Below are 24,668 nucleotides of genomic sequence, written 5' to 3'. Positions count from 1 at the left end.
GAAATTACCTATCTCTCAGGATAGCAACCTCCCGCTTCAACGCATATCTTGTGCAGTCACGCTTAATTATAATACAACACAAGGTGGTAAATTTCAAGAGTTTTTTTCAAAGTTTTTACAGAAATCTTCGATTCTAACATTTCGTGTATTTCAAAGTATTTTCGAGATAAATTCTGTGCAACTTTAACAACAAACTTCTTTTTCCCTGCCCAAGCAGGATTTTGTCATGATAAGGATGCCCCGTTTTTTCAAAAAAATACCGGGGATGCCGGAAACATTTCTGCTTCCGGCACAAACTTTCTTCCTATTTATATATTAGTTTTCCGGCTGCGCATCAACGCTGCACGCCTGCATCCAGTCTGTCAGCAGGAAGTAGTCATCCTGTGGAAGAACATAATTCTGTACATCATTTCCTTCCACAATCTGGATGAGCAGGTAGCTCTGCGCAATACCTGGCAGATAGCTCTGGCTGTAAACCTTCAGCTGGACCTGTTCCTCGCCGGTATAATCAAGGTCCATGGTCAGAGCTGCAGCTCCTCGTCCAATCAGGGTTTCTTCCTTTGCGCTGTCCTCCACCTTCTGGGCATCTCCCAACAGATCCAGCAGATAGTACAGTACTGTTGTTCCCTCATATTCTGCCTGGAGGTCGATGGAAGTGCTTTCTTCTCCGCTTGTCACAGTAACCTTTTCTGGAGCTTCCAGCGAAAGGGTATCATCTTCCAGCGGTTCTTCCTGATCGACAATGTCGGTACAGCTGTTATTAAGCACACCTACACAGCGCACACCGTCCAGAACCAGATGACCATCCTGAGCTTTATCGAAGGTATAGCGGTAAACCGGCTCTCCGGCAAGCTCCTCGACATAATTTTCTGCGCTCAGCTCCACCTGTGTTCCGTCTGCTTTTGTATAAAGCAGCGGCTGGGTCTCGTCAACCCGTTCGGTCAGCAGCAGATCCACCGTCATGCTCACCTTGCTGTCAGTATATCCCACCAGCATCGGCCAGATAAAGCGCTCGGTCTTTTCGCCTTTATGTGCGAATACGCCTTCCCTTGCATAATAATAGTAGTTTGGACACAAATCCTGGAAAGAAAGGGTTCTTCCCTCTCCAAACAGCTGGGAATAAACCGCTGTAACATCTTCCTGATAATAAATCTCCCGCAGGTCACGACCCTCTTCCAGCTCATTCTGTAACAGCTTTGTCAGGACGTGGTTTGCATAGTTTTCTCCGACTGCCTCGATCCTGCCATCCACAACCTCTACTTCAAGGTCGATTGCAGGCGTTTTGTCCAGTGCAACCCGAAGTAGACTGTTCATGCTGGCGTGCTCAATGCCGTCAAACAGGTCGACTGGCTGGATATCCGCTGTCACGTTCTGCACCTGCTCAATGAGCATCAGTGCGGTGTCATCCATCTCCATCAGATACTGGGATGGCAGGCTTTCTCTGTCCCAATCCTGATAATGTGCAACAAACACACCCTGACTTTCCATCTCGGTCGGGATTTTTTCGTTGCTGAGAGGTTCTTCCTGCTCCTCTTCTGTTTTTTCTTCCTGAGCAGTGGATTGTCCCACATTCAGCGACTGCTGGGTATCCTGCTCTTGTTTTTCAGAAGAACCGATGGTAAGACCACTACATCCACTGAGCAAAAGAGTGATTGCCAGCGTCAGCGCCACCACCTGTTGTTTCTTGTTCATTTATATAAGCTCCTTTAAAATACAAGTCCATCAATACATTCTTTTTTATTTTTATCATACCATGATTATCTCCCGCTTACAAGAAAACATCTGTAAATAATAAAAGGAAACCCCGATATTTCGGCTGTCGGACGCATTTCCCGGTCGAAATATCGAGGTTTTTATCATTTATTTACCACACAATCTTATATTGATTCTTTTTATCTGCCTGTGGCGCAATCTTGTAATAGCGGTTAATTTCCTTTCCGTCTTTGGTTTTCTGCGTGATGCACAGTCTCATTGGAGAACCATCCAGCTTTTTCTCACTGGAACTGAAGCCGGAAAAATAACCGTTCTTGTCGGTAAATCCCTTCAAATCATTGATTTCATACTGATAGACATCCCAGCCCTCCTTCCAGTTTTCGAGGGTAGAATATTTGACTGCATTGATTTCCAGCCCGGGAACCGGTTTGCCCTTCTGGTCGATCACCTTAATCCGAACGCTGCCATTTGTTTTTTCTGCGGTTTCAAGTGGTGTTTCTCCCGTCCAGACAACCTGATACATTCCATCTACCTTTTCACAGGTCTGAAAATCGTGCTTATCTCCATTTCCGAAGGAATGGAAGTTGTCCACATAAAAGGAATCGGATGCGTCCGAGAACCTGCAGAGGGTCGCAACCCCGTTTGAGTCGGTGTAAGCAAACCATCTTTCCTTGCTGTAATCCTTTGCAGGATTCGCGCCACCACTTTTATAATTCTCCACACAAAGGTTGGTTACAGGATTGCCCTTGGCATCCACCACCCGAACCTTACATTCCTGCGGCTGGATGTATTCTGTTTCTTCTTTATTGGAAGTTTCTTTTTTACTGCCATCTGCTTCCAGACTGATGAAATCCGATTGACATAAAGCAAAATTCTGTCTGGTTTTTGGATTTTTTTCATCGAATGTCCGAAGCAGGAAAACGTCCTCTCCCTCTTTCCAGCAGTAGGTCGAGCTGCCGTCATAGTAGCTGTACACCTGATGACCATTTACCTTTTGGCTGGCTGGATAAGATTCATATATTTTATTGTTCTTTTTCTCTTGATTGTCTTTTGCCATCTGATACGCATATTCTCCATCTATGTAATGGCGAAATTCCAGTTCCTGACCCTGATAATCAAAATAGATGCCCACATAGGTCGGGGTCAGAACAATATCTTTGACCTTATCCGATTTACCTTCAAGCACTTTTGGCAGATACAGGCGATCCATCGATGGACGGTAGGTCAGCTCTGTATGTTTGCTGGCAGAATGCTTCTTCAGGCAGTTTTGCAGATCCGCTACCGATTCATACTCGATTCCGGCAATTTCATCGTTTGGCTTTTCCGCCCCCGCCCCCAAAGACAACGACATCATGCAGACAGCTGCACACATCACTGCCAGAATTTTTGTCTTGCTCCGATTCTTCATAAAATCTTCTCCTCTTTGCTTTTTTCTTTATCCTATCATTTTAGCCTGATAGCGTCAACTGTAAAACTTTCTTTTCCGACATTCATCCTGTAAAATCATCCTTTTCCCCAAAATCTTCTCGATTCTTTCTCTCTTTTGCCCGAAGTACGGCATAAAACCTGAGACAAATCTTCTGTCCTGATTTTCAAGAAAATTAAAATATACTATATTGACTTTATATATTATATAAACTATAATATAGTCATAAAAATAAGATTGGAGGTAGGAAGATGGGATTTCAGCTGGGTTCAGTTTTGCTGGATGCCTGTGTGCTGGCGGTCGTGATGAAGGAAGACACCTACGGATACAAGCTGACGCAGGAAGTCAAGCAGATCATGGATGTTTCGGAATCAACCCTTTACCCGGTGCTTCGCCGGCTGCAAAAGGACGGCTACCTCACCACCTACGATCAACCGTTTCAAGGGCGCAACCGCCGCTATTACTCGGTGACCCCGCAGGGCAGAGAGCAGTTTTTGCAGTTTTATGAGCAATGGAAGCATTTCCGCGGAAAAATAGACGATATTATGGACGGAGGTATGAATCGATGACCAGAGAGGAGTATATCAGGGAACTGCGTGCAAGAATCGCGCACCTGCCCAAAGAAGAGCGCGAAGCCGCTATGAGCTACTACGTGGAATATCTGGAGGATGCCGCCGATAAAAGCATGGAAGAAATCATCATGGAGCTTGGCACCCCGCGCGATGTTGCAGAACGCATCATTGCAGACTGTGCACAATCCAAAAGAGAACAGAATTCGGAATCTGCCGGCTGTCTGGTCGGTCTGCTGGCTGCACTGACCAGTCCAATCTGGCTGCCGCTGCTGTTCGTAATTGGTCTGGTCGGATTTATCTTCCTGTTTGTTGCCTGCATCCTGATTTTTGTATTCGGTGTTCTGGCAGTCACCTTCGTTGGTGTCGGGCTGTGGCTGATGTTTGTCTATCCACCAACCGGACTGGTCATGGTGGGCGCGGGCCTTATCTGTGCTGCACTGATTATCCTGTGCGTCATGATGTTTGTCGGGGTCGGCTCCGCGGTCAAACTCATCAAGAACACCATTCATTCCCGTCGTCAACAGATATAAGGAGGGATTTCGATGAAAGTGTGGAAGAAAAATATGCTGATTGCAGCAGGCGGATTGCTCGCTGTCGGTGTCATCTTTTGCGGTATCGGTCTGGCGACCGGCGCCAAATCAGTAAACTATCACAACGGCAAAATCACCATCGGTGATAAGCTGATGGGAAGCACCTCCTTCTCCTCCCAAAACATTGCCGACATCCTTCCATTAAAGGAAAAACAGACCATTCCCCTTTCCGGTCAGAAAATCAGCTCAATCGACTGCGACGACGGTCTTCAGTCCGATGTCACCATCCAGCAGGGCAACGACTGGGAGATCAGCTATCAGCTGGCGATGCCGGAACGTTTTTCCTATCAGATTGACGACCAAGAATTAAAGCTGTCCTACAAACGGCCAGCTAATACCGGCACCGATCAGTCTGAGAACATCACCATCACCGTTCCAAAGGGTACCTCTCTTGAGGACGTCGACCTGAGTTCCTCGATGGGGGATCTGCTCATCCAGGATATCAGCTGCAAGGAGCTTCATCTGGACAGTTCTCTTGGCGATGTCAGCCTTAAGAATCTCTCTGCCGGAGAGCTGGATCTCAGCGGCAACCTTGGCGACATCACTGCTCAAGGAATTACCGTTTCCGATAAGGTCTCTGTTGATGGCTCAATGGGAAACATCACCCTGGATGGAACGCTTCTCTGCGACATCGACATTTCCGGCGGTATGGGAGACACCGAACTGATTCTGCATGGTGCATCTTTAGGCGACTATGACTATGATGTTGACTGCAGTATGGGCGATCTCCACATTGATGGAGCAGATGTCTCCTCTGAAATGATGGGCGGCAGCTATCAAAAAGATAACGGTCAGGACAGAGAAATCCATGCAAATGGCGGCATGGGCGATATTAAAATCCAATTTCAAAAATAGCACATAAAAAACGAGGCAGTTTTTACTGCCTCGTTTTTTTAATTAGAGCTGTATTCTGCATACAATGACTTTTGCCGGTTTCTCTTCTTTATTTTGAATAGAAATCTTTCCTTCTCCATCGACTACCGCAAGCTGCCAGTTATCAAACGGCTTTTCGTCCAGACAGAGATTTCCTTCCGCCGCAAACACCAGCATCATGGAATCATCGTTTTGCAGGCACAAGTTTTCCTGTGTTTGCAGGGTATGAACTTCGACCTCACCCTTTGTTTCCTCGCGGAGCATCAGATTAAAGTCGGTCGCTTTGCCCACGCTCACCGTATTCCAGCCGCCGTCAAAGCGGTCCTGCTCATAGGGAGCAAGCACCTTTTCGCCATGTCCCTCATAAAACAGGTGCAGGTTGCCTTTGAGTGGCAGAATCACCCGATTCACTCCAGGGAGGGAAGTAAATTCCGAGCGCTCACAGTCCACCGTTGCGCTGCTGATTCGAAACAGAAAGTTTCGCTTTGCGTACTCGCTGTCCTCCGGATAGATAAAAAGCTGGGTCGTCTTTCCTCCCGACCAGTTGGAAACTGGATAGTCTTCTTTTTGATACATCTTGATTTGCACCGCTACCACCGTCCTTTGCTTTCATTATACCGCAGATCGATGCGCGATTCCATCCCATCCATGCCTCCGAACAAACAATTTTCGGGATATTCTATTCCACCGTTACCCTGGCATCGACATTTTCTACCCCGTTATTGTAAAACCGCACCTTGATTTTCCCTTCTGTAAACTCTGTAAGCGGCAGATACTGGGTCTGTTCGCTGCTTTGCAGGAAATACTCGGACTCAACTCCATTCTGGATAATCAGCACCCGCATCTCCTCCCCCTGCTCAAAATGCAGATCAACTGCCAGACGTTCTGTCTGCGGGTCGTTTAGCTCGAGGGTAGCGCTGGTGTGATAGTTCTCACTTGCCTTGTTGTACCGGAAGGTCCAGACATTGTCCCAGCTCTTTTCCACATTCATCATAACCCATCCGGTGTTCCAGTCAAGGTTGGTATCCATTCCACCGCTATTCACCGCAAATAAGATCACTCCTACAAGACCTGCAATCATCACTGCCGCGCTCAGCAAGGTCGCCGTCAAAAAGCGCAGGTTGCGTTTCTTTCTCTTTTGCTTGCGCACAAGATCTCCACCGAGCTCCTCTGCCGGAAGATCCTGCAAATATCCGCTGCCTCCTTCACAGACAGGGGCTTTCTGCCCGCAATGCTCACAGTAGTTGGCGTTTTTATCCACCATCCATCCGCAGAAGCGGCAGGGCAGACGCTCCTCCCTGCGGGCGATCAGATAAATCAGTCCTCCCAGAATCGGTGAGGAAAGCAGGATGATGCACACCCACATCCAGCCACGCTCTCCATGTTCCTTTGCATCCAGATAAACCCATCCGGCAATCAGCAGCGTGAAAATGAGCGCTGCCAGAATCAGCAAAACTATACAAACAACCATTGCAGCCATCTTCTATCCTTCCTTTCCTTCTCTTTTAAAAATTGGAGCTGTAATCTCCACACTGAGCTTTTCCCGCAGTTCAAAATAGCGGATGCCCACTTGGGTCAGCACTATTCCGCCAATCCCCCACAAAACTGTCAAAATCACTGCCAAAGACTGAACGAATGGAATCGGCACAAAGATGCAGACAACTGTCGCCATCAAAAGCAGAATCACACCGTTTAAGATGCCCGGCAGATAGCACAGGGAGATTCTCTTCATCTGCTTTCTTTTCTGCATCTCGATCTTCAGGAGGTTGTTCTGTGCAATCAGCTGTGCTTCCTGCTCTTTTCCATCTGGCTGCTGCATTGCCTGATAAAGCAGGTGTTCCAGCGCTTCTTCCTTTTCCCTAGATGCCATATCCTCGTTCCTCCATTTCTATCTTTAGTTTCTGCCTTGCCCTTCGCAATCTGGTCTTGACCGTAGCCTGAGGCAGATGTTCGATTTTTGCAATCTCCTCGACCTTCATCCCAAAGGTGTACATCAAGATGATCGGTGTTTTATACTTTGGTTCCAGCCGTTCTACCGCGCGCCTTAGTTCCTCCTGCTGCATCTGCTCGAGCACCTGTGACTGTGTATCGGCGCTGTCCTGTATCTGCTCGTTTTCCTCCTGCATCCGGGAGATGCTGATGCTCGGCGCAATCCTTGCCCTGCGTCTGAGCTTTCGGCATTCATTCTTCCAGATGCCGTTTGCAATGCTGAACAGAAAGGCCCGCGGATTCTCCTCTTTCCGGATGGCAACCCGAAGTTCCATCAATTTTAAGAAGGTCTGCTGATACAGGTCCTGGGCGTCCTCGCTGCAAAAGGTCAGCTTCCGGCAAAACCGCATCACATCCATGCCAAACTGATCGATGAGCTGCGACACCATCTCCGTTTCCATCCTTCTTCCCTCCAATCCGTTTTTGCTTTCTGTCTGTATTTCGTCCTGACCGGAAAACAGGTTTCATATTTTTTAAAATTTTCTGTTTTGTCTCTTTCCTCTCAGGGCAAAACAAAAAGCTCCGTCCCCTTGCAAAAGAGGTACGGAGCTTTCCCGTAAAGCAAAATGAATCGATTACAGGTTATCCTACAATAACAGGTTATCCTACAATAACCTTTCCTTCCGGCATGATCAGCTTTCTGCTGACACTCTGCTGTGCTGCAAGCGAAAGTCCAAACGATACCGGACCTACCCTGCCGATAAACATTGCCAGAATCAGAGCAACCTGTGAAATTTCCGAGGTAATTCCCGTCACACCTGCCGATACGCCAACGGTCGCAAAAGCGGACATTGCTTCAAATACCGCATCGATACCGGAAAAAGAGTTTTGCTCCAGTGGGCTTGTCGTCATCAGGATAATGGAGGTAACACTAACTACCACGATACCCAAAAACAGAATGGCGATGGAACGATAAACCACATTTGCTGCAATGCGACGTTTGAGGACATAAGGTTCTTCTTTGCCGCGGATAATCGAGACAGCGGTCATGACGATGATCGCCATGGTGGTAACCTTGATACCACCGCCGGTCGAGCCCGGTGCTGCACCAATAAACATCAGCACAATGGAAAATACTTTGGTGACATCCCGCATGGAATACAGGTCGATCGAGTTAAAGCCTGCTGTACGCATGGTGACCGACTGCATGAACGCCGCGCCGATCTTTTCTTTGAGGTTCATCGGCTGCATGGTTGCCGGATTGTCCCACTCAAACAAAAGGAAGCATATTGCACCGCTTATGATCAAAAAGATGGTAACCATCAAAACGATCTTGGTATGCAGCAGCAATGTTTTAGTCTTGCGGTATGCGATCAGGTCATTCCAGACGATAAAGCCCAAACCACCGATGATGATCAGTGCCATAATGGTAAACAGCACCAGATAACTGTCGTTGAGGGTGGTCAGCGAGGTATACTCTCCCAAAAATCCCAGGATATCAAATCCCGCGTTGCAAAAGGCGGATACCGCCAAAAAGGCTGAAATCCAGAGTCCTTGCAAGCCATAACGTGGGACAAAATAAAGGGATAGCAGCACCGCCCCGATTGACTCCACCGTTAAGGTAAAGGTAATGATCATTCGCAGCAGGTGCGGAACATCCCCGAAGCTGGTGGAGTTGATCGACTCGGACGCGAGACGCATACCGCGCAGTCCCAGTTTTCTTCCCACCACCAGGTTAAAGAAGGAGGTAAAGGTCACCAGACCCAGACCTCCGATCTGAATGAGCATCATCAGAATCCCCTGGCCAAATGCGTTCCAGTGGGTATAGGTGTCAAACAAAATCAAGCCCGTTACACAGGTCGCGCTTGCTGCTGTAAACACACAACTGAGCAGTGGTGTGAACTCACCGCTCTTTGAGGAAATCGGCAGCCACAGCAGGATTGCTCCAATCACAATCACCGCCGCAAAACTTTCTGAAATCATGCGGGCCGGATTAATGCTTGCCCGCTTTTTGGCTGAATTCATGGAAAAAATGTTCTCCCTTCTGTTTCATTCCCTGAAAGGTCCTCTATCGAAGGCGTTTTCCCGCCACCAAAATCAGGTTTTTATCATTTTTAAAGGTAACCATGTGGTAAGCCTTGCGGATATCGGTCCAGATAATGCGGCTGATCTCCTCTTCCTGCATCTTAAATTCCACGCTCTGCGCTTCTCCCAGAAAATAAACAACCTGTTTTCGCACATTCGGCTTTGGAAAATACTCCACCGCCTGACGAAATCCATCCTGAATCGAAATATCCAGTCCTGTTTCCTCTTTGACTTCCCGCAATGCTGTCTGCATCTCGGTTTCGGCCCCTTCCACATGTCCTTTTGGAAAGGACCAGTGTCCTCCATAGCGATTTTTTATGAGCAGAAGATCTATCTGATTTTGTGTCTTGCGATAAACAATGGCTCCACAGGATTTCTCAAACTTCATCTTGTCCCTCCTGTTCTGCGTTAATATAATCTTTACATGACAACTACTATATCACGTTTTGTCCTGATAGAAAAGGGGGTAATCGTTTTTTCACCTTCTTTTGTTCATATAAATATGTAGCATCCTTTTTAAACAGCTGCCTATTCCTTTCTGTATTGACAAAATTCCTTGAGAATAGTAAACTAGTAGAGCTATCTTTTATATTGTCTGCCCCCATAGTTAAATGGATATAATAAACCCCTCCTAAGGTTGCGTTACAACGGCCACCTCAAAAAAAACTAAATAAGGGATTGCAGTTCGACTTTGATCGGGCTATAATCATATATCAGACACGTCCATATAGCTCAGCTGGATAGAGCACACGCCTCCTAAGCGTGGGGTCGGAGGTTCAAATCCTCTTATGGACGCCAGTGAACAACGCCGAAAGCCTTTGTTTTCAAGGGTTTTCGGCTTTTCTTATATAAAAAGCTACGAAAAAGCTCTTTCACTGTATGAGATAAAATTCTACTCCAAAATTTGATTTTTGACAACCCCTCCAGAATCGAACGGTTGTTATAAGACAAAATCGCCAGCTAATTTTTAGCAGAAAACGGGCTGTTCTTGCTAATGAAAATGCCCTTCCTGCTAATCAGCCCCAAAATCGTGCCAAAAATCCAGCTAATCAAAAAAGGCGGATGTTTTGAATACCATGCAGTTATAGCAGATAAAATTAAATATCGTTATGTACATAGAGCGTCTATTTGCCCCGCATTGGGGATGGATAGGCGCTCTTTTTTTATGCCCAAACCCATGGGCAAATACAAGAGATTGGAGGTGTTTTATTTGAGCAAGCCTGTTTATACCGCAGACAAGCCGAGCGACTGTCATTACTGCTACTTCTGGACGAATGGCAGAAAGGGCTGCCGTCTGGGTAGAAATAATTGCTACTACTTAATCTCTTTGCCGCCGAAACCCAAGTCGGAATGTGATGGCTGTCCCTATGGGCGAGATCACCCGTGCATTGGTTGGTGTACGAAGAAGGTTATGCGTGAAGTGGGGCTTCGTTGATATGGATGTGTATGAACAGGAATACCGCTTCTACTATTTTGCCCGATGTCCTTACGAAAAGACGGATACGACTTTCCGCAGCATTCCGCTGACAACAGAAAGTTTTCCGCAGAAAGAAGGTGGTGAAGCCGTGTGAGTTTTGATTATTTTTACGGTCAGCAATCCGATCTATTCACATTCTATCGAGTTCCGAAGGTGTTGTTCACGAACGAGAGGTTCTGGAATATTTCTGCCGATGCCAAGATGCTGTATGGCATTTTGCTTGACCGCATGAGCCTGTCTGCCAAGAATGGTTGGATAGATAAAAACGGTAGAGTGTATATCATTTTTACAATCGACGAAGCGAAGATGGCTCTGAACTGTGCTGAACAAAAGGCTATCAAGCTGCTCAGTGAACTTGAGAAGAAAGCAGGATTGATTGAACGTAAGCGCCAGGGTTTGGGAAAGCCCAACCTGATCTATGTGAAGAACTTTATCTCTGCTGTGGATTCACAACTCTTGAATTGTGAAAATCACAATTCTGGAACAATGGAAATCACAACTCAAGAACTTCCGAAATCACAATGTAATAATACTGATATTAAAAATACTGAATTTAGTGATACTGATTCTATCTTTCCTTCCGGAAATGGTGGAATGATGGACGAGAATGACCGGTATCAAGAATACTTTGATTATTTCTCGGATCAGCTTAGTATGGATTTGTTGAAGAAGGATTACCCTTACGATTCCGAAATGCTGGATAACATTCTGGAGTTGATCGTTGAAACAGTTTGCACGAAGCGACCGTTGATTCGCATTGGTGCAGAGGAGCGTCCGGCAGAAATTGTCCGCAGTCGGTTTATGAAACTGAATGCCGAACACATTCGATATGTTATGGACTGCTTCAAGGAGAACACCACAAAGATTAGAAATATCCGTCAGTATATGCTGACTACGATATACAATGCGCCGACGACAATAGACACCTACTACGATGCTCTTGTTCGGCACGATATGTCACACGGATATTTGGAAGGAGGATTTAAGAAATTGAAAATGAAGCGAGAGGAAGGAGAGTGACGATAAATGTCGAAAAAAGCAACCATCATTGCGGTGGTCAATCAGAAAGGAGGCACTGGAAAGACCACCACCACCGAGAATCTGGGCGTTGGCTTGGCTCTTGAAGGAAAAAAGGTGCTTCTGGTAGACACCGATCCCCAGGCTTCCCTGACGGTCAGTTTGGGCAATCCCTGCCCGGATGATCTGTCTCCGACACTTTCCGATCTGATGGGAAAGATTATGATGGAAAACCCTATTACTCCCGATGAAGGGATTCTTCATCATCCGGAGGGCGTTGATTTGGTGCCGTCCAACATCGAACTCTCAGGTATGGAGGTAGCACTGGTCAATGCCATGAGCCGGGAAACCATTCTCCGGCAATACCTGGATACAGTCAAACAGAATTATGATTACATTCTTCTTGACTGTATGCCGTCTTTGGGTATGCTGACCGTCAATGCGTTGGCAGCTGCCGACAATGTGCTGATACCGGTTCAGGCAGCATACCTTCCTGCAAAGGGTCTGGAACAGCTGCTTGGAACCATCAACAAGGTCAAGAGGCAAATCAACCCGAAACTGAGGATTGAAGGGATTCTTCTGACGATGGTGGACAGCCGCACCAACTACTCCAAAGACATCAGCAATCTGATTCGGGAGAGCTACGGCGGAAAGCTGAAGGTTTACAAGACCGACATTCCCCGCTCTGTCCGTGCAGAGGAAATCAGCGCAGAGGGAACCAGTATCTTCAAGCATGATCCCAAAGGCAAAGTTGCCGAAGCCTATAAAATTCTGACGAAGGAGGTGTTAAACAATGCAGAAAAAAGGCGCAAACATCAGCTTGAAGGGGTACGATGATATTTTCTCCACCGATCAATCCAGAGCTGAAGCCCAGCAGGAGCGTGTGCAGGAAATTCCGCTTTCTGAGCTACACCCCTTTGAGGGACACCCCTTCCGTGTGGTTGATGATGAAGAAATGATGAAAACGGCAGAGAGCGTCCGAGATTTCGGAGTTCTCACTCCTGCGATTGTCCGTCCTGACCCCGACGGTGGTTATGAAATCGTTTCTGGTCACAGGCGGCACCGGGCATCGGAGCTTGCGGGTAAGGAAACCATGCCTGCGATTGTTCGTGACCTGGACGATGATGCAGCCATTATTTTGATGGTTGATGCGAATTTGCAGAGGGAGAGTATCCTGCCGAGTGAAAGAGCATTTGCTTATAAGATGAAGCTGGATGCGATTAAACATCAAGGTCAACGCACCGATTTAACTTCATCCCAAGTTGGGATGAAGTTGCAGGCAATGGATATAGTCGGTCAGGAGGCAGGAGAAAGCAGAAATCAGGTACACCGTTATATCCGTCTGACCGAACTGATTCCGGAACTGCTGGATATGGTAGATACGGGTCAGATCAAATTCAATCCTGCGGTGGAGCTTTCCTATCTGGCAAGTGAAGAACAGAAGGATTTTCTTTCTGCAATGGATTATGCTCAAGCAGCTCCTTCCCTTTCGCAAGCACAGCGAATTAAAAAGCTCGCACAGGAGGGCGAGTGTACGCTGGATGCGATGTGCGAGATTATGAATGAAATCAAGAAGGGAGAGCTGGACAGAGTAACCTTCAAAACGGATTCGTTGCGAAAATACTTCCCGAAGTCCTATACCAACAAGCAGATGGAGGATAAAATCATTCAGCTTTTGGAGCAATGGCAGAAAAAAAGAGAAAAATCAATGGAAAGGTAAGGTAAAAAATGTTTACACCCAAAAACATTCAGGGCGCTTTGGAAGAACTCTACGACCTTTGCGATCCTGATTATATGGTAGATATGCTCGTAAACTACAGTGAGGAGTTCGATGATATTTCTCCTGCGCTTCTGGCAAAGTCGTTTCAGAAAAATGCCGAGATGATTAGCGAGTATCGAGTATTGTCCTCTGCTGGTGAGGGTATCGACTATCAGGGAAAGGTACTTCTGAACAGCAGAGCCGTGCGGCTTCTGTCCTATGTAGAAGATATGAGCGGCGATGAAAAAGTTCGCACGATTCAGAGCAAGGAGCTGTGGTTAGCAGAAGATATGACATTCTATGTGGTGTCCTGTATGTCTACGATCACGATGGACAAGGAAGAAGCCATTTGTCTTAACGAACACCGCAGCGTGGTTACTACGGTGGAATGCGAGGACGATATTTTCTTCGACATGGGTTCCCTGATTTGCGAACTGGACGATATTTGCTTGTTCGAGCTTTTAGCCGATGTGGATGCGACTATTTATGAACTGTAACAGGTTCATGGATGGTCGCTTTTCTTATTTCCAAAGAAACGGAGGTATCGAAACTTGAAAGAATACGATGTGAAGATCACCGAAACCTTGGAGAAAACGGTTACGGTGCAAGCAGAATCTCACGATGCGGCAGAGGAACAGGTTAGAGCCGCTTATTACAATTCGGAGTACATTCTGGACTCCGAAAACTTTACCGGTGTTGCGTTCGGCACGACCGAGGAACGGGAGGTTCAGAAAGAACAGGCAGATACCATGAATGTGTTGCTGGTAAAGCCGTTCATGTATCCGCAGGCTGTGCAGATCGGCTGTGAGCTGGAGGATTTGCAGAAAGCCGTAGGTGGCGATATTGAGGCAACTTATCCGTTCAATGAGCCGGTTGCACTGGTGATGCACGACGAAGGTAAACTCGTAGGCAAAGAACTGAACCGTGCGCTGCGTGATGATGACGGCGATATTTATGACATTATCGCCGGTGATTTTCTGGTTGTGGGATTGGGCGAGGATGATTTTTGTTCTCTGTCCCCGGAACTGATGAAGCAGTTTGAGGAACACTTTCATCAGCCTGAGACTTTTGTACGCATGGGGCGCAGCATTATGGCGCTTCCCCTGCCGGATGACATGGTGAAGAAAGAAGATGCACCTGTCAAAGCTGATTCGGTTCCCCACAAAAGTAACCCTGACCGAGATGTTCTGTAAGGAGGTTCTTATGCAAAGAAATTCGACGATTGGAGAGCTGATGGAGCGAAAGCGGATTCAGGATGGTGCCAAGGAGTACCAGGGACATACCTATATGGACTTGGCACGATTTGATGACGCCACCAAGCACATGATTATTTTCGATGTGCTGACCGATGAATCGCCTGTCGGTTGGAAAGGCGAAAGAAATCGCCTGTATTTGAGCGATGTGGGTTATCAGAAGGCTCTGGATAACCAGAAAGCTGGCAATATCAAGATTATCAGCCATGCCGCAGTTGCCAAGGGCAATCTGTATTACGACCACAGAGATATGGCACGATAATCTGTTCACTCTACTGCTTGCAGGAGGTGATGAATCATGCAGGAAGAAGTTGAAAACAGAACAGTAAACCTGGCGATCAGCACAACCAAGCTGACGGGGCGCACTATCATTGCCGGTATCCGCAAGTATTTGCAGCACCGGGAAAAAGTGAAGATGAAAAAGGCACGAGACCCTGCCGTTCATGGAAAGCAATCCGTGAAACAGCTTTTGGGACAGAATCAGGGTGCTACGAATGTTGAGATCGACAAAGAGAGTATCCGTGATTTTGAAAAGCTCGCCAAGAAGTATGGCGTGGACTTTGCCGTAAGAAAAGATAAGTCCGTTGATCCTCCCCGGTTTCTTGTTTTTGTCCGTTCTAAAGATGCAGATGCTTTGGATGCAATCTGCAAGGAACATCAGGCAAGGGCATTAACCAAGAATGAAAAGCCGAGCGTTCTGGCGCAGCTGAAGAAGTTCAAGGAAATTGTCGCAGCGATTCCGAAGAAGGTTCGAGAGAAGAAACAGGAGCGTGATCTGTGATGGATAAGAGAAAAATGAAAAAGCTCCTGATTCTGAATTTACCGTATTTTCTGGTAGGGTTGTTCGCTACGAATTTAGGAGAAGCATGGAGATTGGCTGAGGGGGCAGATTCATCTGCGAAAATCCTCAGCTTTTTTCATGCCCTTCCGATAGCCCTGAACAATCCGTTTCCCAGCTTTCACCCGTTGGATTTGCTGATTGGTATTCTCTGCGGCGCAGGACTTCGGCTGGCTGTCTATCTAAAAGGCAAAAACGCAAAGAAGTACCGACACAATGTTGAGTACGGTTCTGCTCGTTGGGGAACGGCAAAAGATATTGAGCCGTTTATTGCACCAAAGTTCGAGGACAATGTGATCCTGACGAAAACGGAGCGGCTGATGATGAGCAATCGCCCGAAGAATCCTGCCAATGCCCGAAATAAGAATGTTCTGATTATCGGCGGTTCGGGTTCCGGTAAAACTCGCTTTTGGTTGAAGCCAAACCTTCTCCAGATGCACAGTTCCTATGTGGTCACTGACCCGAAAGGCAGCATCGTGATTGAGTGCGGCAACGCCCTTTTGAAGCATGGCTACACCATCAAGATTTTCAACACCATCAACTTTCAGAAGTCGATGCACTATAACCCATTTGCCTATATCCATTCAGAAAAAGACATTCTGAAACTGGTGACAACGCTGATTGCCAACACAAAGGGTGATGGAAAAGCCGGTGATGAGTTCTGGACGAGTGCGACTCGTTCGCAGACGGTAAAAAGTCTGCGCACGAGCAACGGTTTTCCGTTGTTCGGAGAACTGGTAGTTTGATAGGTGGAATGACGGGGTAACGCTCTGAAACGCCTACCCTTGATGGGCGTGCATTGGCTGTAATGGCTTGTGTACGAAGCCCCATGACAAAGGCTGAGAGTAACCGTAACCACTGCCTAAAGTGGTCGAAAGCGGTCTGGAGGCAGACTGTGTTACCTATAAGCCGAGGGTCTACAAGATACCTATGGTTAGAATGTTCGCTTTGGCGGGCGGACTGACGAACCTGCGAATGTACAGGTCTAAAAGAAGACCACGCAGAAATGCGTGGGTGCGTTAAAGCGCAGTCGGTGTGGTTTAGTAGAAATTTGCCCTACGAACGACCATGCTGTGTTACAGGCACAGGCAAGCCGGCAGGTCTATAGCAGGAACCTAAGGGTATGTATGTACAGATAGAACTATCGGAACGAGGAAAGGCAGCAGATTCCGCAAGGAATAGTCTGGCGAAGAACAATAAGCAGACGAACTGTTGCTGAAAAGTAGTGATTGAACCTGTGAAACTCTTGTAATGAGAGTGGAGGAATGGTCACAAGTCGGTTGGAATAAGCAGGCATTATTCAATCCAACATAAGGATTCGAGTAAGACCAAAAGGGTCACTTTCGCAAAAGGAGGTGATGCCTTATGCCAAAGAAAAGCAAAAATCTATGTGTAGATGATTTACGACACGCCGAGTATTACGGTATGCAACCATCCTTTGACGAACTTTATCGCCGAAGTATGGACGGAGATACTTTTACCGACCTTATGGATATGATACTTAGTCGGGACAACATTCTTCTGGCATATCGAAACATCAAAGCAAACGGAGGAAGCTACACAGCAGGAACAGACAACAAAAACATCAGTGACATCGGGTGTTTGCCGCCCGAAACAGTTGTTGAGAAAGTGAGGTTTATTGTCACAGGAAGTCAGCACGGATACCGTCCAAAGCCGGTCAGACGCAAAGACATTCCAAAACCAAACGGAAAAACTCGCCCGTTAGGCATTCCCTGTATCTGGGACAGACTGATACAGCAATGTATCAAGCAGGTTCTGGAACCAATCTGCGAAGCAAAATTCAGCGATAACAGTTATGGATTTCGTCCAAACCGTTCCGTTGAACACGCAATGCAGAGAACCTACACCATGCTCCAACGCATGAATCTGCACTATGTGATTGAGTTTGACATTAAAGGCTTTTTCGATAATGTAAATCACAGTAAGTTGGTGCGGCAAATATGGGCATTGGGAATACATGATAAGCAGTTGATTTTTATTATCAAGCGGATTCTGAAAGCACCGATTAAAATGCCGGACGGCTCTACTATCATTCCAGACCGGGGCACGCCGCAGGGTGGTATCATTTCACCACTGCTTGCCAATATCGTGTTGAATGAGTTGGATAAATGGATAGAGAGCCAATGGCAGAACCACCCACTTGTAAAGGAATACGGGTATGAGAGAAAAATCGGAAACTCGATTACTTTTGACCGGAGCAAAGCATTTCTCAAAATGAGGAAAACGGGTCTGAAAGAAATGTATATCGTGCGGTATGCAGATGATTTTAGAATCTTCTGTCGGAACAAAGAGGACGCTCTGAGAACAAAAGAAGCTGTAACGGAGTGGATAACCGAGAGGTTGAGGCTCGAAGTATCGCCGGAGAAAACAAGGATAGTCAATGTCAGAAAACGCTATTCAGAATTTCTCGGATTCAAGATACGGGTCAGACCGAAAAGCAATAAGTACATCGTGCAATCCCACATCTGCGACAAAAAGTTAGAGCTGGAACGCCAAAAACTGGTGGAGCAAGCAAAACGAATTGCCAGACCGTCCGAGGGAAAAAGACCTTTGGACGAAATACGGATATACAATTCAATGGTTCTTGGAATACAGAATTATTATCAGCTTGCTACCTGTATCAGCATTGATTGCAGGAAAATCCATAGGCAGGTTATGACGGTTTTAACAAATCGGCTCAATACAGAAACCGGGTGCAAACTTGTTCGTGAGGGCGGCACTATGACCCAGAGCGAAAAGGAACGGTTTGGAAAGTCGGCAATGGTGCGGTATGTATCAGGAATCGACCAACCAATCTACCCTATTGCTTACATCAAGAACAAGATACCAATGGCGAAGAAAACGGCAGTATGCAGTTACACGGCTGACGGGCGGGCATTGATACACACGAACCTAAGTCTAAACTCATTTGTTCTGACTGGTTTGAGAAGCCAACCGTCTGGTGGTCGAAGCACAGAACTCACAGACAGCAGGATTTCATTATTTTCTGCTCAGCGTGGAAAATGTGCATTATGCGGAGAACTTTTTGAAAATGCGGCTGAAATAGTATGTTGGCTAAAAACTCCGGCAGAAATGGGCGGTAAGGAACGCTATCAGAATATGATTTTGTTCCACGAGAGATTTCTTCCGCTTCTGCAAGATTGTCCGCAAAATGAGCTGAAAGCGATAGCTGATACTTTCAAGGCGACAAAGGAACTGATGTTAAAAGTGAACAGTTTGCGTGAGCAGGCTGGTTTGTCAGCAATAGAAATATAATATTTTCATTTGGAGATTGATTAAATGCTTGTGAAAACAACCGATGGAACGCCGGATGCGGTGAAAGTCGCATGTCCGGTGTGGAGTGGGGGAAAATCCGGCGATAACCTCAAAGGATTACCTATCACTATAGGCGGAAACGCTGCTCTACTGTGCCTTGATCGGATATATCCACTATGAAGCTCCGGTTGAGGAACAGAATTTCTCCACCCTGATTGAGTTCCTGAACGCAATGGAGGTGCGGGAAGATGATGAGGAGTTCCAGAACCCGGTGGATCTGATGTTTGAAGCCCTGGAAAAGAAAAAGCCGAATCACTTTGCAGTCCGTCAGTATAAAAAATACAAGCTGGCTGCCGGCAAGACCGCTAAGTCGATTTTGATTTCCTGCGGCGCTCGTCTGGCTCCTTTTGATATTCAGGAGGTCAGAGATGTGACTGCCTATGACGAGTTGCAGTTGGATACTCTCGGAGATAAGAAAACGGCGCTCTTTCTGATTATGTCAGATACGGATGCGACGTTTAATTTTTTGATCTCCATGATTTACACACAGCTGTTCAACTTGTTGTGCGAGAAAGCAGATGATGTGTACGGCGGCAGACTGCCGGTTCATGTGCGCTGCTTGATTGATGAGATGGCAAACATCGGTCAGATTCCCAATCTGGAAAAACTGGTAGCGACAATCCGAAGCCGTGAAATATCGGCTTGCCTTGTTCTCCAGGCACAATCACAGCTGAAAGCCATTTATAAAGACAATGCCGATACCATCATCGGCAACATGGATTCCCGAATTTTCCTGGGTGGTTCTGAGCCAACCACGCTCAAAGAACTGAATCAGGCATTGGGAAAAGAAACTATCGACACCTACAACACCTCCAACACCAGAGGTAACAGCCCGTCTTACGGCTTGAATTATCAGAAGTTAGGCAAAGACCTTGCGAGCGTAGATGAGCTTGCGGTTCTGGATGGCAGCAAGTGTATTTTGCAGTTGCGTGGTGTCAGACCGTTTCTTTCTGACAAGTACGATCTGACGCAGCACCCCAATTATAAGTACACATCAGACTTTGATAAGAGAAATGAGTTCAACATTGAGCAGTTTCTGAGTCGAAGGTTGAAGCTCAAGGCAGGTGATGAGTTTGTGGTAGTCGATGCGGATTAAGGAGGTTTCTGTTTGGAAAATCTGAAAACGGTATCTGCCCTGGTTAAGAACATCTTGGAACACGACCACAAGGCAAGAAATACCGACAATCATTTGTACCTGATGGTACTGGAACACTATTCCGGTCTGCGTGGCATCGACATTCATGCCATGACGGTTCCTGTGTTTTTGAAGGAACTGGATAGACGCAGCTTTCCGGGGTTTGAAACTGTCCGCAGAAGCAGACAGAAAGTGCAGGCAACCTACCCTGACCTTGCTCCCAGTGAAGCCGTAGGCAAGCGCAGAGCAAAAAATGAGGTTGTATATCGAGAATTTGCAGAAAGCGAGGTGTAAAAAAAATGACTTGGTGGATCACGGATACCTCTATTGGGCAGCGATTGAAGTTCGTTAGACGATTTCGCCGCCTTACCCAGAAAGAGCTTGGACTCCTGATGGGGTATTCCGAGAAAACAGCGGATGTCCGTATTGCTCAGTATGAGAAAAACGCTCGAACCCCTAATGCAGAAACCACAGCGAAACTCGCAGAGGTTCTGAAGGTTTCACCTGTCGTTTTTTCACCGACAATCTGTGCTTCTCGTGAAGATTTGTTGCAGTCAATGTATTGGCTGTTTCTTATGAAAGGTGGTGGTGATATATATGATTGTGAAACTGAATATGCAAGAAGCAGAATGGAACAGAAACTTGGCGTGATAACCGTCGAGGAGTTCCTTGAAAAGATTCTCGTAAACTAAGCCTTCCGTCCGGTTTTGATGCCGGTAGTACGGAGGGCTTTTTCTATTCTCAAAACAATTTCAAATTTTAGGAGGAAAATATTATGGCATTTTTCAATAGCGCAGTAACCGTTCTTCAGACTCTCGTTATCGCTCTGGGCGCAGGTCTTGGCATCTGGGGTGCAATCAATCTGCTTGAGGGCTACGGCAACGATAACCGTGCGACACGTTCGTAAGTGAAAAGCTTGCGCACAAAGTCGAAGGGCAATTGTAGCCCGAAACTTTGGAGAACTGATATTCCGATGGGTGAAATGAGGGGGTAACGTCCCGAAGCGCCACCCTAATACTCCGAATGGCGGGGAGCATGCAACGGCTCTCTCCAAAAGTTTATAGAGCTCGGTGAAGTCGGCAGAGAGCAACCGTAAGACTGGTTTTCAGACCAGACACGAAAGCTGTCCAGAGGTGGATGATGTTGCCTATATGCCGGGGGTCGGATATCCATGGTGAGAATGTATGAAAATACTGACGAAATTCCGAATGTACGAGTCTAAACGTTGATGCTGTCGAAAGGCAGTACACCTTTTATGGTGGTATCTGTGGGCGAGTAAAATTGGTTGTTATGAAAGTCCATGCATCGTTACAGGCGGTGCGGTTATGCATGACCAGATACAGGCTTAGAGGAAGAACCTAAAGATATCTAATGATAGGAATATCGGAACGTGGAAAGCTGGGAACACGGAGGCGGTTGCAAGCCAATGATGTGGTGGATGGGAATACCCTCGCGAGAGGGCAATAACCATTCTTTATTCCAGTGAGAGTAGTGGCACAGTACCTATGAAACCGTGAATAAGTAAGCGGTGGAGGGATAGCCACAAGTCGAATTCAGCAATAAAAATGAAAACACAACAAACACAGCTTCGAGTATGACAAAGAAAATCCAAACCGAAGGGAGAGGATGCCTGTGTTGACTTCGGGGCAGCAAGAAAGGAAAAGTAAACAGAGAAAAATCCGCAACTCAGAGTATTACGACATGGAGGGCACTTTTGACAGGCTGTATGCAGAAAGTAAGAAAAATAAAACCTTCAACCATCTGATGGAAATCATCGAGAGTGAAGAAAATATCAAGCTTGCATACAGGACGATAAAGAAGAATACAGGAAGTGATACTTCGGGAGTGGATAAAAGGACGATAGCCGACCTTGCAAAGTTAAGCGAGGAAGCTTACGTCCGTCTCATACGGAGACAATTCAGTAATTATCATCCACGACCCGTAAGGCGAGTGGAGATACCAAAGCCCAATGGAAAGACCAGACCTCTGGGAATTCCAACTATCGTTGATCGAATCGTACAGCAATGTATTTTACAGGTTATGGAGCCGATATGTGAAGCAAAATTCAGTGAGAACTCAAACGGGTTCCGCCCGAACCGTTCTGCTGAGACTGCTATTGCGCAATGCATGAGGCTGATACAGATACAGCATCTGTACCATGTGGTTGACCTCGATATTAAAGGATTCTTTGATAATATCAGCCATACAAAGCTGATGCGTCAGATATGGGCATTGGGAATCCGGGACAAAAAGCTGTTATGCATTATAAAAGAGATGCTGAAAGCACCTGTTGTTCTGCCAAATGGGGAGAAAACATATCCCACACGGGGTACCCCGCAAGGCGGTATTTTGTCGCCATTGCTTGCAAATATCGTATTGAATGAACTGGACTGGTGGATTGCTTCCCAATGGGAGCAGATGCCAACAAAGACAAAATTCAAAAAGAGGAGCAATGCGCAGGGAACAGAGATTAAGAGCCACGCTTACAGGGCTCTGCGTCGGAGCAGATTAAAAGAGATGCATGCAGTCCGGTACGCAGATGATTTTAAAATTTTCTGCGCATCACATGAGGATGCTGTCAGAGCATACAAGGCAACAGAGTTATGGCTAAAGGACAGGCTGGGGCTGGAAATCAGCCCTGACAAATCCAAAGTAGTTAATCTCAAAAGACAGTATTCTGATTTTCTCGGGTTCAAGCTGAAAGTCCGTAAAAAGGGTAAGAAGTATGTAGTTCGGTCTCATATGAGCGATAAAGCATACAAAAAGGCTCATGGAAAAGTCTCGGAAGAAGTAAAGAAACTGGCTCATTCGTCAGATGATAATGCTCAGTTCATGCAGCTTCAGAAATATAACGCTGTAGTTGCCGGACTTCATGAATACTATTGTATTTCCACAGAAGTATCCCATGATTTCAGCAGACTTGCCTTCAGTATCAACAAACAACTCAGAAACAGACTGAAAGGTGACTTATCCAAAAAGGGACAGCTCAGAAATGGGTTTATTAAAGAAAAGTATGGAGCAAGCAGACAGATGAGGTTCCTTCATGAACGTCCGGTGATTCCACTGGGATATGTCCAGCCGAAGAATGCCCAGCATAAAAGGAAATCCATCAATAAGTATACGGTCAAAGGTCGGGAACAGATTCATAAGAATCTTGCAATCGACACAGCGACAATGTTATGGCTGATGAGAAATCCTGTAAAGGGCAGAACCATTGAATATGCGGATAACCGTATCTCCTTGTATGCGGCACAGTATGGTAAATGTGCAGTGACGGGAATTCTGATGGATTCTCATGATATTCACTGCCACCATAAAGTGCCCGTAAACAATGGTGGTTCGGATGAATACACAAATCTTATTCTTGTCAGCAAAGAAGTTCATATCCTTATCCATGCTTCTTCAGAACCTACGATTGAGAAGTACCTGAAATCCTTAAATCTTGATGATAAACAAATAGAAAAGCTTAACAAACTTCGTACTATGGCAGAAATGCCACCTATTATTCTTTGAATTTAATGCTGTAACGAAGTGTGTAAGTTGTGTTTAAAACCCTGGACGGCTGAATTCGATGGAACGCCGTGTGCGGTGAAAGTCGCATGCACGGTGTGGAGCGGGGGAAAATCTGGAGATAACTTCAAAGGATTACCTATCGCTATCCGGCGCAAAGTCCCAGGGCATGAAGCAGCTCATGGCTGGCGGCGGTGTTGCCCTCATCGGCACCACCCTTGTACCTCTGCTCTCCGGACTGTTCGGTTAATCACAAAACAAGGAGGTAATCGCCTTTGGACAGCATACTCCAACAGATCACAGACTGGCTGAAAGAAATGCTCGTTTCAGCTATTATGGGAAATCTGTCGGGGATGTTTGAGTCCGTCAACAACCAGGTTGGCGAGATAGCAACCTCCGTTGGCATGACCCCGGCGAATTTTTCGCCGGGTGTCTTTGCCATGGTACGAAACATCTCCGAGTCAGTGATTATCCCAATCGCAGGCTTGATTCTGACCTTCATTGCCTGTTATGAGCTAATTCAGATGATTATTGACCACAACAATCTGGCAAATTTTGAAACCTGGATCTTCTTCAAATGGGTGTTCAAGACTTTTGTTGCGGTCATGTTAATCACAAACACATTCAATATCACGATGGCTGTGTTTGATGTGACACAGCACGTTATAAACGCAAGCGCCGGTATCATATCCGGAAATACTGCCATAGATGCTTCGGCATTGGAAACAATGGAAGAAACGCTGATGGCAATGGATTTGGGTCCTTTGCTCGGCTTGTTCCTGCAATCCTTTATCGTGCAGGTCACGATGTCCGCTTTGGCAATCATCATCTTTGTGATCGTCTACGGTCGAATGATTGAAATTTATCTGATGGTCAGCCTTGCCCCGATTCCGCTTTCCACTTTTGGAAACAGAGAACAGAGCAATATCGGACAGAATTATCTGCGTTCGCTGTTTGCAATCGGATTCCAGGGATTCCTGATTATGATCTGCGTGGGCATTTATGCGGTGCTGATTCAGTCTATCGCATTCAGTGATGACATCATCGGTTCTATCTGGGGTGTTATGGGCTACACCGTCCTTTTGTGCTTCACCCTGTTTAAGACTGGTTCGCTTGCGAAGGGTGTATTCAGCGCTCACTAAGGGAAGGAGGAAA

General features: G+C 46.4%; 25 protein-coding genes, 1 tRNA gene and 4 pseudogenes. 22 read left to right on the top strand and 8 right to left on the bottom strand.

Features of this window, described 5'->3' with window-relative positions; genetic code table 11:
- Window positions 1–315: 315 nt before the first annotated feature.
- Both BQ5375_RS05295 and BQ5375_RS05290 read right to left on the bottom strand, forming a co-directional pair.
- Window positions 316–1,692, bottom strand: a complete 1,377-nt coding sequence (locus tag BQ5375_RS05295) for a hypothetical protein (protein ID WP_022132066.1) — start codon at window positions 1,690–1,692, stop codon at window positions 316–318.
- Window positions 1,693–1,864: 172 nt separating this feature from the next.
- The gene (locus tag BQ5375_RS05290) at window positions 1,865–3,121 is read right to left on the bottom strand and encodes a hypothetical protein (RefSeq protein ID WP_076917538.1); all 1,257 of its coding nucleotides are present in this window, start codon (window positions 3,119–3,121) and stop codon (window positions 1,865–1,867) included.
- 269 nt (window positions 3,122–3,390) lie between these two features.
- On the opposite strand from BQ5375_RS05290, the gene BQ5375_RS05285 reads away from it, so the two are divergent.
- From BQ5375_RS05285 to BQ5375_RS05275, 3 genes are read left to right on the top strand one after another with little or no spacing between them, the layout of a single operon-like run.
- Complete coding sequence (locus tag BQ5375_RS05285) at window positions 3,391–3,708, top strand: PadR family transcriptional regulator (RefSeq protein WP_022132064.1); 318 nt, start codon at window positions 3,391–3,393, stop codon at window positions 3,706–3,708.
- A complete protein-coding gene (locus BQ5375_RS05280; protein ID WP_076917537.1) occupies window positions 3,705–4,241 on the top strand; it encodes a DUF1700 domain-containing protein in 537 nt (178 codons plus the stop codon). Before BQ5375_RS05285 ends, BQ5375_RS05280 begins: the two co-directional genes overlap by 4 nt.
- Before the next feature lie 12 nt (window positions 4,242–4,253).
- Entirely contained in the window at window positions 4,254–5,156 is a 903-nt protein-coding gene (locus BQ5375_RS05275) for a DUF4097 family beta strand repeat-containing protein (protein WP_076917536.1), read from the top strand.
- 42 nt (window positions 5,157–5,198) lie between these two features.
- On the opposite strand, the gene BQ5375_RS05270 is transcribed toward BQ5375_RS05275, so the two are convergent.
- The 6 genes from BQ5375_RS05270 to BQ5375_RS05245 all read right to left on the bottom strand — a co-directional run bounded on the left by BQ5375_RS05270 (window position 5,199) and on the right by BQ5375_RS05245 (window position 9,576).
- Window positions 5,199–5,762, bottom strand: a complete 564-nt coding sequence (locus BQ5375_RS05270) for a HutD/Ves family protein (RefSeq protein ID WP_083687509.1) — start codon at window positions 5,760–5,762, stop codon at window positions 5,199–5,201.
- A gap of 91 nt (window positions 5,763–5,853) precedes the next feature.
- On the bottom strand, window positions 5,854–6,654 hold the full coding sequence (locus tag BQ5375_RS05265) for a PLD nuclease N-terminal domain-containing protein (protein WP_076917535.1): 801 nt from the start codon (window positions 6,652–6,654) through the stop codon (window positions 5,854–5,856).
- Between the two features lie 3 nt (window positions 6,655–6,657).
- A complete protein-coding gene (locus BQ5375_RS05260; protein ID WP_022132059.1) occupies window positions 6,658–7,044 on the bottom strand; it encodes a hypothetical protein in 387 nt (128 codons plus the stop codon).
- Window positions 7,034–7,564 carry an RNA polymerase sigma factor gene (locus tag BQ5375_RS05255; protein WP_022132058.1) on the bottom strand — a complete coding sequence of 177 codons (531 nt, stop codon included), beginning with the start codon at window positions 7,562–7,564 and terminating at the stop codon, window positions 7,034–7,036. The genes BQ5375_RS05260 and BQ5375_RS05255 overlap by 11 nt, the downstream gene beginning before the upstream one ends.
- Window positions 7,565–7,763: 199 nt before the next feature.
- Window positions 7,764–9,128 (bottom strand): TrkH family potassium uptake protein, encoded by a 1,365-nt coding sequence (locus BQ5375_RS05250; RefSeq protein WP_022132057.1) that lies wholly within the window; start codon window positions 9,126–9,128, stop codon window positions 7,764–7,766.
- Between the two features lie 43 nt (window positions 9,129–9,171).
- The gene (locus tag BQ5375_RS05245) at window positions 9,172–9,576 is read right to left on the bottom strand and encodes a bis(5'-nucleosyl)-tetraphosphatase (protein WP_022132056.1); all 405 of its coding nucleotides are present in this window, start codon (window positions 9,574–9,576) and stop codon (window positions 9,172–9,174) included.
- A gap of 333 nt (window positions 9,577–9,909) precedes the next feature.
- On the opposite strand from BQ5375_RS05245, the gene BQ5375_RS05240 reads away from it, so the two are divergent.
- From BQ5375_RS05240 to BQ5375_RS05145, 19 genes and pseudogenes are all read left to right on the top strand, one after another.
- Window positions 9,910–9,986: transfer RNA gene (locus BQ5375_RS05240), tRNA-Arg, on the top strand.
- A 403-nt stretch (window positions 9,987–10,389) separates the two neighbouring features.
- Window positions 10,390–10,623 carry a hypothetical protein gene (locus BQ5375_RS05235; RefSeq protein ID WP_032508086.1) on the top strand — a complete coding sequence of 78 codons (234 nt, stop codon included), beginning with the start codon at window positions 10,390–10,392 and terminating at the stop codon, window positions 10,621–10,623.
- Window positions 10,604–10,759, top strand: coding sequence for a hypothetical protein (locus BQ5375_RS05230; protein WP_227131618.1), 156 nt, complete (start codon window positions 10,604–10,606; stop codon window positions 10,757–10,759). The genes BQ5375_RS05235 and BQ5375_RS05230 overlap by 20 nt, the downstream gene beginning before the upstream one ends.
- A complete protein-coding gene (locus BQ5375_RS05225) occupies window positions 10,756–11,685 on the top strand; it encodes a DUF6017 domain-containing protein (protein WP_002304312.1) in 930 nt (309 codons plus the stop codon). The genes BQ5375_RS05230 and BQ5375_RS05225 overlap by 4 nt, the downstream gene beginning before the upstream one ends.
- Window positions 11,686–11,691: 6 nt before the next feature.
- The gene (locus BQ5375_RS05220) at window positions 11,692–12,519 is read left to right on the top strand and encodes a ParA family protein (protein WP_002304313.1); all 828 of its coding nucleotides are present in this window, start codon (window positions 11,692–11,694) and stop codon (window positions 12,517–12,519) included.
- Entirely contained in the window at window positions 12,476–13,402 is a 927-nt protein-coding gene (locus BQ5375_RS05215; protein WP_002304314.1) for a ParB/RepB/Spo0J family partition protein, read from the top strand. The genes BQ5375_RS05220 and BQ5375_RS05215 overlap by 44 nt, the downstream gene beginning before the upstream one ends.
- 8 nt (window positions 13,403–13,410) lie before the next feature.
- Window positions 13,411–13,938, top strand: a complete 528-nt coding sequence (locus tag BQ5375_RS05210) for a hypothetical protein (protein WP_002304315.1) — start codon at window positions 13,411–13,413, stop codon at window positions 13,936–13,938.
- A 54-nt stretch (window positions 13,939–13,992) separates the two neighbouring features.
- On the top strand, window positions 13,993–14,634 hold the full coding sequence (locus BQ5375_RS05205) for a DUF3846 domain-containing protein (protein WP_002588969.1): 642 nt from the start codon (window positions 13,993–13,995) through the stop codon (window positions 14,632–14,634).
- 10 nt (window positions 14,635–14,644) lie between these two features.
- Window positions 14,645–14,956 carry a DUF5720 family protein gene (locus tag BQ5375_RS05200; RefSeq protein WP_002304317.1) on the top strand — a complete coding sequence of 104 codons (312 nt, stop codon included), beginning with the start codon at window positions 14,645–14,647 and terminating at the stop codon, window positions 14,954–14,956.
- 36 nt (window positions 14,957–14,992) lie between these two features.
- Window positions 14,993–15,475: a PcfB family protein gene (locus BQ5375_RS05195; RefSeq protein WP_002304320.1), complete on the top strand. Its 483-nt coding sequence runs from the start codon at window positions 14,993–14,995 to the stop codon at window positions 15,473–15,475.
- A pseudogene (locus BQ5375_RS05190) lies at window positions 15,475–16,206 on the top strand (type IV secretory system conjugative DNA transfer family protein); the annotation flags it as partial. The gene BQ5375_RS05195 and the pseudogene BQ5375_RS05190, both read left to right, overlap by 1 nt.
- 691 nt (window positions 16,207–16,897) lie before the next feature.
- Window positions 16,898–18,808 (top strand): group II intron reverse transcriptase/maturase, encoded by a 1,911-nt coding sequence (gene ltrA / locus BQ5375_RS05180; RefSeq protein ID WP_076917521.1) that lies wholly within the window; start codon window positions 16,898–16,900, stop codon window positions 18,806–18,808.
- Window positions 18,809–18,941: 133 nt separating this feature from the next.
- Window positions 18,942–19,964 (top strand): annotated as a pseudogene (locus BQ5375_RS05175) (VirD4-like conjugal transfer protein, CD1115 family); the annotation flags it as partial.
- Window positions 19,965–19,976: 12 nt separating this feature from the next.
- Window positions 19,977–20,297 carry a hypothetical protein gene (locus BQ5375_RS05170; protein WP_002304332.1) on the top strand — a complete coding sequence of 107 codons (321 nt, stop codon included), beginning with the start codon at window positions 19,977–19,979 and terminating at the stop codon, window positions 20,295–20,297.
- A 5-nt stretch (window positions 20,298–20,302) separates the two neighbouring features.
- Entirely contained in the window at window positions 20,303–20,695 is a 393-nt protein-coding gene (locus BQ5375_RS05165; protein ID WP_002304334.1) for a helix-turn-helix domain-containing protein, read from the top strand.
- Window positions 20,696–20,778: 83 nt separating this feature from the next.
- A pseudogene (locus BQ5375_RS05160) lies at window positions 20,779–20,907 on the top strand (Maff2 family mobile element protein); the annotation flags it as partial.
- A 722-nt stretch (window positions 20,908–21,629) separates the two neighbouring features.
- Entirely contained in the window at window positions 21,630–23,516 is a 1,887-nt protein-coding gene (gene ltrA / locus BQ5375_RS05155) for a group II intron reverse transcriptase/maturase (RefSeq protein ID WP_076917513.1), read from the top strand.
- A gap of 148 nt (window positions 23,517–23,664) precedes the next feature.
- Window positions 23,665–23,763: pseudogene (locus tag BQ5375_RS05150) on the top strand (Maff2 family mobile element protein); the annotation flags it as partial.
- A 25-nt stretch (window positions 23,764–23,788) separates the two neighbouring features.
- Window positions 23,789–24,655, top strand: coding sequence for a VirB6/TrbL-like conjugal transfer protein, CD1112 family (locus BQ5375_RS05145; RefSeq protein WP_002304374.1), 867 nt, complete (start codon window positions 23,789–23,791; stop codon window positions 24,653–24,655).
- Window positions 24,656–24,668: the final 13 nt, after the last annotated feature.

The organism is Negativibacillus massiliensis (assembly GCF_900148495.1).
Taxonomy (GTDB): domain Bacteria; phylum Bacillota; class Clostridia; order Oscillospirales; family Ruminococcaceae; genus Negativibacillus; species Negativibacillus massiliensis.
The sequence above is the reverse complement of the archived record's forward strand: the minus strand, read 5'-3'. Positions and strand labels throughout refer to the sequence as shown.